The organism is Burkholderia sp. L27(2015) (assembly GCF_009765705.1).
In the GTDB taxonomy this organism is placed as follows: Bacteria; Pseudomonadota; Gammaproteobacteria; order Burkholderiales; family Burkholderiaceae; genus LMUX01.
In genome coordinates, this window is record NZ_LMUX01000012.1 from 1 (window position 1) to 15,562 (window position 15,562).

The window sequence follows — 15,562 nt, forward strand, 5'->3', positions numbered from 1 at the left end:
TTTGCAGCCGACGACGTCAACGACCCGAGATGGCCGCCGCCTACGAGCGCCGAGAATTGCGCGGTGCTCAGCTTCGAGACTTCTGCCGTGGTCAGCGTGCTGACCTGTGCCGACGTCAGATTCGCCACCTGTGCAGTGGTCAGGCCCGAGACCTGTGCCGAGTTCAGCGCTTCACCGGCGATACCCGTCAGTGTTGCCAGACCTGCGGTGCCCAGTGCACCGATCTGCGCAGCCGACAGCGCGTTCGCAGCCGACGACGTCAGCGACCCGAGCCCGCCGGTAACGAGCGCGGCGAGTTGTGCGGTCGTCAGACTCTTGACTTGGCTCGTTTCCAACACGCCGATGTTGTTGGTCCCCAGGTTGACAATACCTGCAGCGCCCAACGCGCCGATCTGCGAGCCCGAGAGCTTCACCGTCTGCGCCGTCGTCAGATCCTGCAACGACGTGCCAAGCGCAGCGAGCGCCGAATTGCTAAGACTCACGATCGCCGACGCCTGAATCGCCTGAAGATCCTGTGTCGCCAATCCACTGACGTCTGCCGTCGTCAATGCCGCGACGTCGGCCGTGGTGAACGCGGCAAACTGCGAAGTCGTTAGCGACTGGACCTGGGCAGCCGTTAGCGAGGAAATGAGCGATGTCATCTGTTCGTCCTTTATTTTTTCAAACATGTTCGCCAACCGATTCCCTCGAGGCTGGCTCCACAGGCATTCACACTCTCTGCGCGAAAGTTCTCTTTACGTCCGATGCGGCCGCAAATGCTGTCAAATAGGTTATCGGCTACGCCCCACCGCGACTTTAGTTTTTTTTTGGGTTTTTTTGCTGGCGTACCGGAATTAGGCAGTTCTACTGCCAAAAAAACGCTATTTTCGAAGCCACCACGCGTAACAGCGCGGGTTTCAGCGGAGAGCCAACAAAAGTTGCGTAGTGGCACGCTTAATCGCTTATCGGCCTTTATTTATGAAATACGTGCGGCCGCAAGCGAGAAAGGAGAAGACGCGACCGCAGGCTGTCCTCTAGGTTATCGGCTACGCCGAACCTAGACTTTAGTTTTTTTGCTGCTCGTCGCCGTATCAGGGAAGGCCGATCCGTCTATAACGCCTGCGCTTAGGATCTGCCATCACTATTTGCGTTTTTATAGCATGTCCGCAGGCACGACCAAGCCGGCATTATTGGCCAGAAAGTCGGCTCGCTGGAGGCGAAGCGCCTCGCTAGGGGCTGGATGGCGGCGATAGACATATAAATAGTCCATGACTGCATTAAAGTTGCTGGCGTTCTGACTATCGCCTCGCCGATCGGTGGATTCGTCGCTCACCTCGAATATGAGCGATCCCTGTATTGGCAGGTGCCGAGGCATGGCTTTCTCGAAAATAGCCAGCAGAAAATCCCAATCCTCGTAGGCTCGCATATGCAAGTCGAACCGCGTGTTGCCAATTAAGTGGCGCGGAAATGCAAAGCACGACATATGAACCTGGTTTTTTATATAAACCAGTTCATTAAGTTGTTTCGATAAATCGAGTTGGGTGCAGGAAATATCGCCCAATTGGGGAGCCGAGCGGCTTTCTGTGGCGACGGAGCAATCGAAGTAAACAAAACCCTGTTCCTTGACGGCTGGGGCATTGGCTAATTGGGCAAGTAAACCCGGTTGCCACGCGTCGTCGTCGTCTAAAAACAGAATATATTGACCGGACGCCAGCGTCAGGCCCAAATTCCGACTTTCGGCGGGGCCGCGTGCGCCGCTGCGCCTAATATAAGTGTCATTTTGACCAAGCACCCTCGCGCAAACCACATCGTTGGCGATGTCCACCTCGTCGGATACAACAATGATTTCGTAAGGGAGCGGACATTCCTGCGACTTAATCGAAATGAGCGCTCGTTCCAGTAAAACGGGTCGCTTATGAGTTGGAACAATGATCGAAACAAAAGGCACGGGGGATTGCATTTTTTCTCTGTCCTGAAGATCTGCGCGACGCCATTTCGCTCGGCGGTGCCCGCGGCCAAGCCAGCGTTCCTTGATGTCCAGATTGCTTGCGTTTTGCTAATCACATCAATCTTGGGCGGCCATAGTGGATCTATTTGTAACACTCGACGCAGAGGCTCTCCAATGCACGCAGAGGGGAATAGGCCTCCACCTCCTTGATGTCCGGCATGTCGCTTTCCTGGTATAGCTTGCGAGTGATATTGCGAAATCCGACGTGAGCAAGCGCCCAACGTAGCGTATCCCAGTCGTAGCCGCATTTGTGGCCGTGGCCGTGCAGCATGCCCATGAATATCGAGGCTTTTGTTTGGTAAATTTCCGCATCGGCTTGCAATACATGTTCTTTGTATTTTTCCAGCAGCATGCCTTCACCCGATGTATATGCCTTGGCGAATGCCTCCAAATCGGGAACGACGATGCGATGAATTGCCCCCGGCTTCAGTGCCCGATAGATCTTATCCAGAAACGCCAGTCCCTCCTTGAACTCAAGGTGTTCGAGCAGGTGGCAATGATATGCGGAATCGAGGCTATCATCCGGCGCGGGGATTCCCATTCGCAAATCGTGGTTCAGAAGAATGGTGCCTTCGGCGCCGTTGGGGTTGGGATACAAGCGCCCCTGTTCCAAGTGGTCCCAATGGTTAATGTTAAGCCACCCTCGCAGAAAAGTTATGCCGCATCCCAAGTGAAACCGGGTCATAGGCATCGCTTCCAGATACGTCTTAGTTTCTTCGAGTAAAAAATCCATATTTTTTGTACGTGTCGGTGGTAACGATTTTACGGAATCTGATGGGGGTGACTTAACCTGCTTCCAGGCCGTTGGCATCATAGCGTATGTGGCCGCAGCGGGGAAGAATTCGGGTTGCTAACGAGGTGCAGTGAGCTTATCCATGTCGCTCACCGGGGCTTTCTGTCCGCGAGCTGGCCGAGGTAGTATCCGAGCCGATCTTCGACATCCCCCGGCTTGTGGAACCCACGTGCGAGCAGAGTCTTGATGCTTTCCTGCGCGGCGGGGCGCCCCAGCGATGCGATGCACGCATCCCACCCGGCGCCAAGTTCGACGTCCGGCGGCAAGCTGGTATTGACGAGGCGCTTGGTGTTGGCGATTGCCCACTTGTCAAACCCGGCAATCCGGGTCGCCAGCGCATCCACGAACGCGTCGAGGTCGGCATCAGGCAGTGCACGGTTCACGTAGCCGTAGGCCTCGGCCTGCTCGCCACGGATGTCTTCCGAACCCAAGAGCACCTCCAGGGCACGATTACGGCCGAGGAGTTGGGGCAGTCGGGCCATGGGGCCGCCGCCCGCGACCATCCCGACACCCACCTCCCATTGCGACAGGATGGCCTTTTCTCGGCTGGCGAAACTCATGTCGCAAGCGAGCGTGATCTCGCTGCCATTGCCAGTCGCCCGCCCACGGATGAGGGCGATGGAGACAACGGGCGCGCGCGTCAGGCGCACGAGGAAGTCCGGCCATTGTGGCAAGCCTGTGGGACCGGGCGGCATGGCGGTCAGGTCCTCGAGACTAGCCTGGAAATCTGAGTGATTCAGGAAGTAGCCGTCCACCGCGCTGTCGAAGACCACGACCCGGACATGCTCGTCGGTTTCAAGGGCGTCGATGATCTCGTGGAACTGCGCGACCATGGGTGGGCTCATGACGTTGATCGGCGGGTTGTCGATCGTGACACGCCAATAGGCCGGCGACGGCCGGGCGACTCTAATCTGAACGGGGGTTGTCGTGGCTTTCATCGGGGCTCCTATCGTCGACATGGACGGGCGCGCGGGCTTCATGGCCCGCGCCGGATTGGAACTAGGCCTGCAGAACCTTGAGCAGCTCCTTGGCAGTCGGGCCCGATGAGGCCGGGTTCTGGCCGGTGATCAACTGCCCGTCGACAATGGTGAACACCCCCCAATTGGCCACCTTTTCAAAGTGGCCGCCCAGACGCTTGAGCTCGTCCTCGACGAGGAAGGGCATGACCTTGGTCAGACCTACGGCTTCTTCCTCATCATTGGTAAAACTGGTGACGCGCCGGCCCTTCACGAGAGGTTGTCCCTTGTAGGTCGCCTTTAGCAGAACACAAGGCCCATGACAGACCGCGGCGACCGGCTTGCCGGCGTTGTAGAAAGCCTCGATCAAGGCGATCGAGTTCTTGTCATTGGTCAGATCCCACATCGGGCCATGACCGCCGGCATAGAAGATCGTGTCGTAATCGTCCGCCTTGACGTCGGCAAGCTTGACGCTATTGGCCAACACCTTCTGCGTTGCAGAGTCTTTCTTGAAGCGTTGCATCGTATCGGTCTGATTGTCCGGGTCGTCACTTCTGGGATCGATCGGTGGATGGCCACCCTTGGGCGAGGTTACGGTGACCTCAACACCGGCGTCCTTGAACGCGTAGTAGGGGGCGGTGAACTCTTCAAGCCAGAAGCCAGTCGGCTTGCCGGTATCTCCAAGCACGTTGTGCGAAGTCAAAACCAACAGAATTTTCATTGCAATCTCCGTTCATTGAGGCGAATGCCTAAACGCGGTATCGCCGGGGGAACTCTCGAAGTGGAAGGCATTGCTCAGATCGGATGTTTGTGGTCCCCGCCTTGCCGGAAAATTGGCCCGTGCGGGCTTGCCGGACGGGCGGGCCACCGGTCACGATGAAGACGACGCTGTCATAGCAGCCTTCTATCGCAGACACCTCCGATGAACGTTTGTATTTTCCTCGGCCTTCCGGGCCGCGCCATCATACGAAGGTATCGCCCGTCCACATCGTGGGTTGTGGTCGAAGCATTGGCCGCGCCTTGGTGCAACGCCGAATTCGTTGTCGTTTCCGTGCTGGCACCAAAGCAGAAGATTGTTTCTTCACATGTCGTGTTTTCAGATGGTGTTTTCACCTATCGTGTTTTTACATACCCGAAGCGGTGAACGGGGAACCGATAGTCAACGCATCCAAGGAGCCAGACATGAGCAACACTCCGACGCGCAGCGAGCATGCGGCTGAACCCGTGGGGGCCGGCACGTTCGACATGAAGCTTGAGATCGTCGTCATCCCTGTCTCGGATGTCGATCGCGCCAAGCACTTCTATGGCGAGTTGGGTTGGCGACTCGATCTCGACTTCAAGGTAGGGGACGACTACCGCGTGATCCAGTTCACGCCACCCGGATCGGGATGCTCAGTCATGTTCGGCAAGAACATTACCGCGGCGGCTCCTGGCTCAGTCCAGGGGCTACACCTCATCGTCTCCGACATCGAGGCTGCGCGCCGCGAACTGCTCCGTCGTGGCATCGAAATCAGCGAGCCATTCCACGACACGGGCGGTGTGTTCCACCATGCTGACGGGAAATGCGTGGTTAGCGGCTTAAATCCGCAACGACAAAGTTATGCCTCGTACGCTTCGTTCAGCGATCCGGACGGCAACGGTTGGCTGTTGCAGGAGATTACTGTGCGATTGTCCGGGGACATCAAAATGGGCGACACCCGATTTACCAGCGAGGTCTTGAAGGCGATTCACGCGCCGGCACCCGGGTAACCGTCGCGAGACGGGCCCCTTCTCGGCCCAATGGATCCCGCCACATGCGAAGCAGATCAAATGGGCGGCAACGGGAGCGTTTCCCGGCCGTGGCTACCCCTTCTTCACGGGCGGAAGTTGAACAGCTCGTCGCACTCCGGCAACGGCACTTCGACGGGCGGCGCGGCAACCACCGGCACAGCCAATGCAACATCGGCCCGAGGACTCGCGGGCGCACCGAGTTCATAGAAACCGGAGAGGTAGCAGTCCATCACGTGCGCAACGCCGCGCTCCGTCACCTCGCGTAAATCCTCAGCCAGATACTGCCCGAACGACGCCGGGTGGCTAATGATCTCGTACGACGGGAAATAAGCGACGTGGTCATGCTTGACCTCCACTTCGCCGACTGCCGCGCGCAGAATCGATTTCGAATAGGTCGACGCAACCAATACATTGCGATCACTGCGGGTGGCGACCAGCGGCACGGGCGACACCGTCAGAATGATCTTCAATGCGGGGTTGACCTGCTTCAACTCGCCGATCAACGCCTCGAGGTCGGCGACAACCTCCGAGCAGGTGAAGTTACGAAAACGGTGCTCATCCGGATCGAACGTGCCGCGCACGGTGCCGGGACACGCCGGATAGGTATGTCCAGACCGCGCGTTGTACCAGGACTCCGTCAAGCCGAGCGTGAAGACGAAGACGTCCGCGGTCTCGAACATCACCTTCACGCGCTCGAGGTGATACGCCCTGTCCGCTTGCGCCTCGTGCAAACTCGCGTAGCCCTCCTTGTGCACATTCGGTCGCACAAGATCAAACCAACGGGTTTCGTGCTCGACGAAATCCTCGACCATCGGGATCAGGCCGAACGCCTGCCGGAACAATTCCAAGCATTGACGCACGGTGTAGATATTGCCGTAGCGAGCGGAGAACAAGCCGTAGCTCTCGACATTACCACCGTGCTCGGCCATCAGCGTATGCGCCGGCTCGGCGATATAGGGAGCCAGCCCAACGCGTTTCATATACCGTGAAATATGCTGCGCAAAGCAACTGCCGGCAGTCACGACGCGATCGCTAGCGTTTAGCTTGAACTTCGGCTCGTCGCTCAACTGCAGATCGCGCCAAGGCGAGTCCGACACAAATTTTTTCCAGAAATTACGATCTGGTAACTGCGAATACGGGTGCATCACGGTGCTCCTGCTTGCAAAACCTCATTCATTTGGGCCAGCACGCGGCTTCCATACCGAGCATTGCCGTGCACACCATCAAGTGCGTACTCCTCCAGCAAGAAACCATCGGCGTCGAGCGTATCCGGCGCGGGCATCATCGATTCGATACCGAGCGGCAGTACCGCCTCACTCAGGGCCTTTGCATAAAGCAGGTAATATTTGAGCCGAGCGCGATAGTTATCGCCTTGCGCATTTGCATGATCTTCCGGCATATCTTCCGCCTCTATATCAACGCCAGGCGGCGGTGGGCAAACAACGTTGACTACCCTTACCCCCGGACAACACGCGCTGATCGCCATGAAGTTGGCTTTCGCTTTCGCGAGATATTGAGCGACTTCCTTTTCGATTACGCCCAGCGGTACGACCTGCCGGTGCGGTAAGACGGGAAGGTCCGGGCGCCAAGGGAGGTAAAAGTCGTGGGGCACGTCATACCCCCGTCGACTCATGTGGACGTGCTCCTCGCCGTACATGAAGACGAACAATGTGGTCCTGCCGTCGTCCCCGTCGATGGATTCAAGCAGCGTGCGAAAACCGGGTGCCATTCCGACTATCGACGGTCCCATCTCCACGGCCGGAACCATTCCCCAATGCACGCCGATCTGCCTGATGTAAATGCTGGTTGCTTTCACGCGATCCGGCAGGATTTCCGGCTTGATGTCCCAATCGATGAAGGCTGGCTCTTCCGCACCTCTGATCTTCCACAGTTGTTCCGGTAGTCCGTTTGCGCTGATGACATCGAGCACCGGTTCGAGATGGCTCATGCCAAGCATATAGATCATCTGAAATACCCTGCCTAATCACGTTAAACCTATCGGCCATTATTGCTCGGCGCCACCCTGCTTCCCGCTCACGGCTCGCCTTGCAACGACTTGGGCTCGCCGCCCCCTTCTCGATCTGCGCGGAAAAAGATTTTTACACGGTCGCTGACGCCAAGCGACTACACAAGCAGCAATGGATCTTCACCTGCCAACTGGCATCGCCGAGATTGTCTGACCGTTTTGATGGTTGTTATATAGCCCTTAGCGAAATTCTTGGGTCTCGCTGAATCTGATTGTCCCGGATTTGTCCCGGAAAATCAAAATCGGAAAGGCTATTTTTTCTACACTTTTGTGTGGATTGGTGCGCCCGGCTGGGATCGAACCAGCAACCCCTGCCTTCGGAGGGCAGTACTCTATCCATTGAGCTACGGGCGCTTATGTGACGCAGTTGCCTTAAAAACCGGCAACTGGTTGGAATTCCCGCACGCAGACACGCGCATGCAGGCCCCGAAGGATACGTGTTTTCAGCTGCAAAGTCCACTGCCCGGCCCGGGGCGGCCACCGCAGCCGGCCTCTTGTCTGTGTTGTGCGCGACGCTGCGCCAGCCCAGCCGCCCAGCCCCACGCGCTTATTCCTTGCCCGCATTGAGCAACGCCTTGAGCGCGCCCAGCCGGTCCTTCGGCGACATCGGCGCTTCTTCCGCAGTCGGCGGCGGCGCTTCGTCCAGCCCCATTTCGTGGATAAAACGCGACGGCTCGCAGACCTGCGTCTCGCGGGCACGCTTGCGCTTCTTGCAATAGGTGACATGCAAGCTGCGCTGCGCTCGCGTGATCGCCACGTACATCAGGCGCCGTTCCTCTTCGATACGCGCGTCATCCATCTCGGTGTCGTCGTTGCCGCGGTGCGGCACGATACCCTCCTCGATGCCGACCAGGAACACGTGCGGATATTCGAGGCCCTTGGAGGCGTGCACAGTGGAAAGACGTACCGCATCGGGATCTTCGTCACGGCCTTCCAACATGGACATCAACGCCACCGTCTGGATCAGCCCGAGCAAATTCTTGCCGGTATCGGCCAAGCCGTCGTTGTTATCGAAACCCGTCGCGGCCTCGGTACGAGCACCGCCTGCGCCGTTGCCGTCGCCAGCGTCTTCGCCCGATTCGTCATCAGGTGCGCCGATCACCCTCTCGGGCTTGGTACCCTTGCGCTTGAGCCATTCGAGAAACTCAAGCACGTTTTGCCATTTGGTCTGCGCTTGTCGCTCGTCGAAGGCATCGTACAAATAGGGCTCGTAGTGGATGCCTTCCATCATATCGTCGAGCACCACGCTGGCTGGGTCGCGCCCCGCGCGATCCGTCAGCCGTTGGATGAAATCGCAAAAAGCCCGTAGCGGCTCGACCTGTCGCGGTGTCAGGCGCGCTTCGAGCCCGCCCATATAAACAGCCTCGAACAGCGACACCTTGGCCTGCCCGGCGAACGAGCCGAGCGCTTCCAGCGTAGTGTTGCCGATGCCCCGCCGCGGCGTGGTGACAGCGCGGATGAAAGCGGGGTCGTCGTCGGGGTTGGCGATCAAGCGCAGGTACGAGCACAAATCCTTGATTTCGGCGCGATCGAAAAACGACTGCCCACCCGACAACACATAAGGAATGCGCTCGCGCCGCAGCACCTGCTCGAAAATACGTGCCTGGAAATTGCCGCGATACAGAATCGCGTAGTCGCGGAACTGCGCGCGCCGTTCGAATTTGTGCGCGCTTAAACGAAACACCACCGATTCCGCTTCGTGTTCTTCATCGTTGGCGGGCGTCACGGTGATCGAGTCGCCCATGCCGTGCTCGCTCCACAGCTTTTTCTCGAACAGCTTGGGATTGTTGGCGATGACGTTGTTGGCGGCAGTCAGGATGCGAATCGTCGAGCGGTAGTTCTGCTCGAGCTTGACCACATGCAGCGCCGGGAAATCGACTTGCAGCTGCGCCAGGTTTTCGATCGTGGCGCCGCGCCAGCCGTAGATCGCCTGGTCGTCGTCGCCCACCGCCGTGAAGGCGGCGCGGCGCCCGGCCAGCAGCTTGACCAGCTCGTACTGGCAGGTGTTGGTGTCCTGGTATTCGTCGATCAGCAGATAGCGCAGCTTGTTTTGCCATTTATCACGCACCGCTTCGTTGGCGGCGAAAAGATTGGCCGGTATACGGATCAGATCGTCGAAATCGACAGCCTGATAGGCATGCAGCGTGGCGACATAGTTGCGGTAGACCAGCGCTGCCTGCTGCTCGTCTTCGGTCTGCGCGATTGCGATCGCCTCATCGGGCAGAATTAAACCGTTTTTCCACAGCGAGACCTGATTCTGGATCCGCCGGATCATGCTTTTATCGGTCGTGCCGACTTGCTCCTGGATCATGCCGAAGCAATCGTCCGAATCCATGATCGAGAATTGCGGCTTGAGCCCGACGTGTTCGGCTTCCTGCCGCAGGATCTGCACCCCTAGCGAGTGGAATGTACAGACCGTCAGTTGATTGACCGGAACCCGGCGTCCCTCTTTACCCGGCGCACTCAGGGTTTTGCCTTCGAGCAGCTTGGCCACGCGCTCGCGCATCTCGGCCGCGGCTTTGTTCGTGAAAGTGACCGCCGCAATATGGCGGGGCTCAAACCCCTTTTCCTCGATCAGATGCGCGATTTTCTGCGTGATCACGCGTGTTTTGCCGCTACCGGCGCCGGCCAACACCAGGCAAGGGCCATCGAGATAGCGCACCGCTTCGCGTTGCGCGGGGTTCAAGCCAGCGGACATGTTTATTGAATTTCGATGTATGCCGGTAAGCGCAGGAGGCGCTTACGGAGAAAGAGGCCAGATGTTAACACGGGAGAAAAACCACGGTATGTAAAAGCGCGAGAGAAGAAGCACGAATCGGCGAAGTGGGCTTCGACCGTCCGTCCATGTGAGCGGCAACCGGCGCTGGCCGAGCAGCGTCGGCATCACCCGACACGCTCCGATCCCCTTTTAGAGCATTTGACACACCCCTCATTTCTCCGTAAAGTTCTTCGGCGCGTCGGGAGAGCGCGCCGGGAAGCACGTGCCGGCGCCGCCGAAGGGGTAACACCCGCAAACTCTCAGGCACAAAGGACCGACGCCGCCGGAAGTTCGCTTCCGATCTCTGGAGAGCGGCAGTAGCCATCACGGCCGGCTGCCCACCGAAGGGGCGCACGCATTTCTGCGTAATCTCTCAGGTATCGAGGACAGAGGGGTCAAGCATGTCCACCGCAGTATCGAATCGACCGATTCGATCTTCGGCGACGGCTATTGATCTCTTTCGTTTCCACGTAACCGAGGCGCCATGACCGAACTCAAAAAAACCCCGCTACATGCGACCCATCGCGCGCTCAATGCACGCATGGTCGATTTCGGCGGCTGGGACATGCCGGTCAATTACGGCTCGCAAATCGAAGAACACCAGGCCGTGCGTAACGACGCCGGCATGTTCGATGTGTCGCATATGCGTACGGTCGACCTGCACGGCGCACGCGTTCGCGATTTCCTCAAGCTCGCCGTTGCCAACAACGTCGACAAATTGCGCACGCCCGGGCGCGCACTATATTCGTGCATGCTCAATCCTCAGGGCGGCGTTATTGACGACCTGATCATTTACTTCTTTCGCGACGATTTTTTCCGCATCGTCATCAACGCGGCTACGGCCGACAAAGACCTTGCGTGGCTAGCGCAACTCAATGCCGAACACGGGTTTGACATGACCATCACCCCACGCACCGATTTCGCCATGATCGCCGTGCAAGGCCCGCAGGCCCGCGCCAAGGTATGGCAAGCGGTGCCGGCCAGCCAGGCCGCCAGCGAGACGCTCAAGCCGTTCAATTCCGCCATTGTCGCCACCGAGCAGTTCGGTGAGTTGATGGTCGCTCGCACCGGCTACACCGGTGAAGACGGTTTCGAACTGGTGGTGCCGGCCGAGCACGCCGCGGCCTTGTGGCAAGCGCTGCAGGCGGCAGGTGTCGCGCCGGCCGGACTGGGCGCGCGCGATACGCTGCGTCTTGAGGCAGGCATGAACCTATACGGCCAGGATATGGACGAACACGTCTCGCCGCTCGATGCGGGCTTGGCCTGGACGGTCGAGCTCGAAAGCAAACGGGCTTTCGTCGGCCGGGCCGCCCTGCTCGAGCAAGGCCAGCGCGCGAATTTCGTCGGCTTGATCCTGCGCCCCGAAGACGGCAAACCCGGCGGCAAGCCGGGCGGCGTGCTGCGCGCGCACCAGAAAGTGCTGACGCCGCAAGGCGCCGGCGAAATCACCAGCGGCACGTTCTCGCCGTCGCTGAACCTGTCGATCGCGTTTGCCCGCGTGCCTACCGGCGTTCACCCCGGTGACACGGTGCAGGTCCAGATTCGTGACAAGCAATTTCCTGCCAGTGTGGTCAAATTACCGTTCGTGCGTCAGGGCAAGGCCCTCGTTGCTTGATTTGGCACGCGTAGCCCGATGCACGTCTGGATCCGGCACTTTGAATCTGGCACTTTTGAATCCAACCCCAGGGCTGGAACGTCACCCTGGCGCTGTACCCCTTGACCCCTTGATGCTGCACCCGCGACCACAACCGACCGAGGACATCTCATGAGCATTCCAACCGAACTCAAATATACCGAATCGCACGAATGGATTCGCACCGAAACCGACGGCAGCCTGACGGTGGGCATTACCGAGCATGCGCAAGAAGCGCTCGGCGACATCGTATTTCTGGAACTGCCGGAGGCCGGCAAGAAAGTTGCCGCCGGCGACGCGATCGCAGTGGTCGAATCGGTGAAGGCTGCGTCCGATATTTACGCACCGTTGGCTGGAGAAATCGTCGCCGCCAATACGGAGCTGGCCAGCGGCCCTGAAGCCGTCAACAGCGATGCGTATGGCTCGTGGCTGTTCAAGCTCAAGCCGTCCGATATCAGCGCCCTCGACAAGCTCCTCAGCGCAGCCGATTACGGCAAGCTGATCGGCGAATGAAGCACGCTTGAACAGTGGCTCGAATAATGGCCTGAACTATGGCCCGACTTGTGCCCCAAGCCGTGGCTCGGCCTGCGCCTGACGCAGGTCGCGCCACTGATGCGTTTTCCCCAACCCGGCCGCGACGCTAGCGCGCGGCCAGCAGGACCCAGACATGAAGCTCGATCACGCCGACCTGATGAACCGCCCCTCCTTGAACGCGCTGGAACGCCACGATGCCTTTATCGAACGGCACATCGGCCCGGCCTCGGGCGACCAGCACGAGATGCTTGCGGCACTCGGTTTTACTTCGCGCGAAGCGTTGATGGATGCCGTGATTCCGGCTGACATCCGCCGCCGCGAAACCCTGCCGCTGGGCCCGTTTGCCGCGCCCCGCAGCGAAGCCGAAGCGCTCGCCACGCTGCGCGCGCTGGCCGACAAAAACCAGGTGTTTCGCTCCTACATCGGTCAGGGCTATTACGGCACCCATACGCCCGGCGTAATCCTGCGCAACGTGCTGGAAAATCCCGCTTGGTACACGGCCTACACGCCGTATCAGCCGGAAATTTCGCAGGGCCGCCTCGAGGCCATGCTGAACTTCCAGCAGATGATTACCGATTTGACCGGACTGGCCGTGTCGAATGCCTCGATGCTCGACGAAGCGACCGCCGCCGCTGAGGCGATGACACTGCTGCTGCGCGCCGGTAAATCGAAGTCCAACCTGTTTTATGTGGCCGACGATGTTCTGCCGCAAACCATCGAAGTGATACGTACGCGCGCCGAGCCGGTGGGTATCGAAGTGCTCGTGGGCCCGGCGGCCGCGGCCGAGCAGAAAGCCGGCGAACTGTTCGGCGTATTGCTGCAGTACCCGGGCGCCAACGGCGACGTGCGTGACTATCGCGCGCTGACTGCGGCCCTCCATGCGGCCGGCGCACATGTGATCGTCGCGGCCGACCTGCTCGCGCTGACGCTGCTGGAAGCGCCCGGAGTATGGGGCGCCGATGTGGCCGTGGGCAACACCCAGCGCTTCGGCGTTCCGATGGGCTTTGGCGGCCCGCACGCCGGCTACATGGCGGTGCGCGACGAATTCAAGCGCCAAATGCCGGGCCGGCTGGTCGGCGTGACCGTCGATGCGCAAGGCAAACCTGCGCTGCGCCTGGCGCTGCAGACTCGCGAGCAACACATCCGCCGCGAGAAAGCCACCTCGAATATTTGTACCGCGCAAGTGCTGCTCGCGATCATGGCCAGCATGTACGCGATCTATCACGGGCCGCAAGGCTTGCGCACGATCGCGCTGCGCGTGAACCGGATGGCGGCGATCCTGGCCGCGGGGCTGCGCGAACTCGGCTACGACATCGTCAACGAAACCGCCTTCGATACGCTGACCGTCGCCACCGGCGAGCGCACCGCCGCGCTGCATGAGGCGGCAGCACAGCGCAGCATCAATCTGCGTTGCATCGATGCGAACAAGCTCGGTATCTCCGTTGACGAAACCACGACGCGCGCCGATCTGGCTGCACTGTGGGGTGTGTTCGCTGAGATCTCGGGGTCGACGTCTCCCCACTTACCCGATGTCGATAAGCTCGATGCCGGCGTCGCCGATTTCATGCCAGCCGCGCTCGCCCGCGCGACCCCGTATCTGACCCATCCGGTGTTCAATCGTTACCACTCGGAGCACGAAATGCTGCGCTATCTGCGCAGCTTGGCCGATAAGGACCTGGCGCTGGATCGCACGATGATACCGCTGGGCTCGTGCACCATGAAGCTCAACGCGACCTCGGAAATGATTCCAGTCACGTGGCCGGAATTTGCGCACATTCACCCGTTCGCGCCCGACACCCAAACCCTCGGTTATCGCGAGATGATCGCGCAGCTCGAAGCCATGCTTGTAGCGTGTACCGGCTACGCGGCCGTGTCGTTGCAACCGAATGCCGGCTCGCAAGGCGAATACGCTGGCTTGCTGATCATCCACGCGTATCACGCTTCACGCGGCGACACGCATCGCAACGTCTGCCTGATCCCGGCATCGGCTCACGGCACCAACCCGGCTTCCGCGCAAATGGCCGGCATGCAGGTGGTGGTGGTCGCTTGCGACAGCAATGGCAACGTCGATCTGGCTGACCTGAAAGCCAAGGCCGAGCGGCACGCCGCCGACCTCGCCGCGATCATGATCACTTATCCGTCCACTCACGGCGTGTTCGAAGCGCATGTGCGTGAAATCTGTGAAATCGTGCATGCGCATGGCGGGCAGGTCTATGTGGATGGCGCCAATATGAACGCGATGGTCGGGCTGACGGCACCGGGCCAATTCGGCGGCGACGTCTCGCATTTGAATTTGCACAAGACCTTCTGCATTCCGCACGGTGGTGGCGGCCCGGGCGTAGGCCCGGTTGCGGTCGGCGCGCATCTCGCGCCGTTCTTGCCCAACCACCAGAGCACCGGCTATGTGCGCAACGAACAAGGCATCCATGCCGTTTCCGCCGCGCCTTACGGTTCGGCTGCGATCCTGCCGATCTCGTGGATGTATATCGCGATGATGGGCGCGAGCGGCCTCACCGCCGCGACCGAAAACGCGATTCTCTCGGCCAACTACGTTGCCAAACGCTTGAGTTCGCATTTCCCGGTGCTCTACACAGGCCCCGGCGGATTGGTCGCGCACGAGTGCATACTCGACTTGCGCCCGATCAAGGACACTAGCGGCATCAGCGTGGACGACGTCGCGAAACGCCTGATGGATTATGGCTTCCACGCACCGACCATGAGCTTCCCGGTGCCGGGCACGTTGATGGTGGAGCCGACCGAATCGGAATCGAAAGCCGAACTCGATCGCTTTATCGACGCGATGATTGCAATACGCGAAGAGATCCGCGCAGTGGAAAACGGGCAGGCCGATCGCGAAGACAACCCGCTGAAGCACGCCCCGCACACGGCGATGGTCGTCACCGCCGATCAATGGCCGCATGCCTATAGTCGCGAAAGCGCAGCTTATCCGCTCGCCACGCTGGCTAACCGCAAGTACTGGCCACCGGTCGGGCGTGCGGACAACGTCTATGGCGACCGCAATCTGTTCTGCTCATGCATTCCGATGAGCGACTACGCGTAACGCGCAGTGAAGAATACGCTGATCTGATAATACGGAATCCTTAA

Annotated in this window: 11 protein-coding genes, 1 tRNA gene, 1 pseudogene and 2 riboswitches; of the genes and pseudogenes, 4 read left to right on the forward strand and 9 right to left on the reverse strand. The window is 59.6% G+C overall.

The genetic code is table 11. The features are described from left to right. The 5 genes and pseudogenes from GSQ77_RS07230 to GSQ77_RS07250 form a co-directional block, all read right to left on the reverse strand. Window positions 1-641, reverse strand: a pseudogene (locus tag GSQ77_RS07230) (heme utilization protein); the annotation flags it as partial. Window positions 642-1,132: 491 nt separating this feature from the next. Further along, a complete protein-coding gene (locus tag GSQ77_RS07235) occupies window positions 1,133-1,939 on the reverse strand; it encodes a glycosyltransferase family 2 protein (protein ID WP_158900552.1) in 807 nt (268 codons plus the stop codon). Between the two features lie 130 nt (window positions 1,940-2,069). Next, entirely contained in the window at window positions 2,070-2,720 is a 651-nt protein-coding gene (locus GSQ77_RS07240) for a methyltransferase domain-containing protein (RefSeq protein WP_158900554.1), read from the reverse strand. A gap of 149 nt (window positions 2,721-2,869) precedes the next feature. Next, complete coding sequence (locus GSQ77_RS07245; RefSeq protein ID WP_174246408.1) at window positions 2,870-3,718, reverse strand: enoyl-CoA hydratase/isomerase family protein; 849 nt, start codon at window positions 3,716-3,718, stop codon at window positions 2,870-2,872. A gap of 61 nt (window positions 3,719-3,779) precedes the next feature. Next, window positions 3,780-4,457 (reverse strand): type 1 glutamine amidotransferase domain-containing protein, encoded by a 678-nt coding sequence (locus GSQ77_RS07250; RefSeq protein WP_158900556.1) that lies wholly within the window; start codon window positions 4,455-4,457, stop codon window positions 3,780-3,782. Window positions 4,458-4,918: 461 nt separating this feature from the next. Between GSQ77_RS07250 and GSQ77_RS07255 the strand changes: the two genes are divergently transcribed. Next, window positions 4,919-5,485, forward strand: coding sequence for a VOC family protein (locus tag GSQ77_RS07255; RefSeq protein WP_158900558.1), 567 nt, complete (start codon window positions 4,919-4,921; stop codon window positions 5,483-5,485). 104 nt (window positions 5,486-5,589) lie between these two features. On the opposite strand, the gene GSQ77_RS07260 is transcribed toward GSQ77_RS07255, so the two are convergent. The 4 genes from GSQ77_RS07260 to GSQ77_RS07275 form a co-directional block, all read right to left on the reverse strand. After that, window positions 5,590-6,603 (reverse strand): GSCFA domain-containing protein, encoded by a 1,014-nt coding sequence (locus GSQ77_RS07260; protein WP_158900560.1) that lies wholly within the window; start codon window positions 6,601-6,603, stop codon window positions 5,590-5,592. 47 nt (window positions 6,604-6,650) lie between these two features. Then, the gene (locus GSQ77_RS07265; RefSeq protein ID WP_158900561.1) at window positions 6,651-7,436 is read right to left on the reverse strand and encodes a hypothetical protein; all 786 of its coding nucleotides are present in this window, start codon (window positions 7,434-7,436) and stop codon (window positions 6,651-6,653) included. A 374-nt stretch (window positions 7,437-7,810) separates the two neighbouring features. Beyond that, a tRNA-Arg gene (locus GSQ77_RS07270) sits at window positions 7,811-7,886 on the reverse strand. A gap of 193 nt (window positions 7,887-8,079) precedes the next feature. Then, window positions 8,080-10,230, reverse strand: a complete 2,151-nt coding sequence (locus GSQ77_RS07275) for a UvrD-helicase domain-containing protein (protein WP_158900562.1) — start codon at window positions 10,228-10,230, stop codon at window positions 8,080-8,082. Window positions 10,231-10,480: 250 nt separating this feature from the next. Then, window positions 10,481-10,577, forward strand: a riboswitch (glycine riboswitch). Between the two features lie 7 nt (window positions 10,578-10,584). Then, window positions 10,585-10,690: riboswitch (glycine riboswitch) on the forward strand. Window positions 10,691-10,774: 84 nt separating this feature from the next. Here GSQ77_RS07275 and gcvT point away from each other — a divergent pair. From gcvT to gcvP, 3 genes are all read left to right on the forward strand, one after another. After that, window positions 10,775-11,905 carry a glycine cleavage system aminomethyltransferase GcvT gene (gene gcvT / locus GSQ77_RS07280; protein WP_158900563.1) on the forward strand — a complete coding sequence of 377 codons (1,131 nt, stop codon included), beginning with the start codon at window positions 10,775-10,777 and terminating at the stop codon, window positions 11,903-11,905. Between the two features lie 150 nt (window positions 11,906-12,055). Further along, window positions 12,056-12,436 (forward strand): glycine cleavage system protein GcvH, encoded by a 381-nt coding sequence (gene gcvH, locus GSQ77_RS07285; RefSeq protein ID WP_158900564.1) that lies wholly within the window; start codon window positions 12,056-12,058, stop codon window positions 12,434-12,436. 154 nt (window positions 12,437-12,590) lie between these two features. Beyond that, window positions 12,591-15,518: an aminomethyl-transferring glycine dehydrogenase gene (gene gcvP / locus GSQ77_RS07290; RefSeq protein ID WP_158900565.1), complete on the forward strand. Its 2,928-nt coding sequence runs from the start codon at window positions 12,591-12,593 to the stop codon at window positions 15,516-15,518. Window positions 15,519-15,562 lie beyond the last annotated feature (44 nt).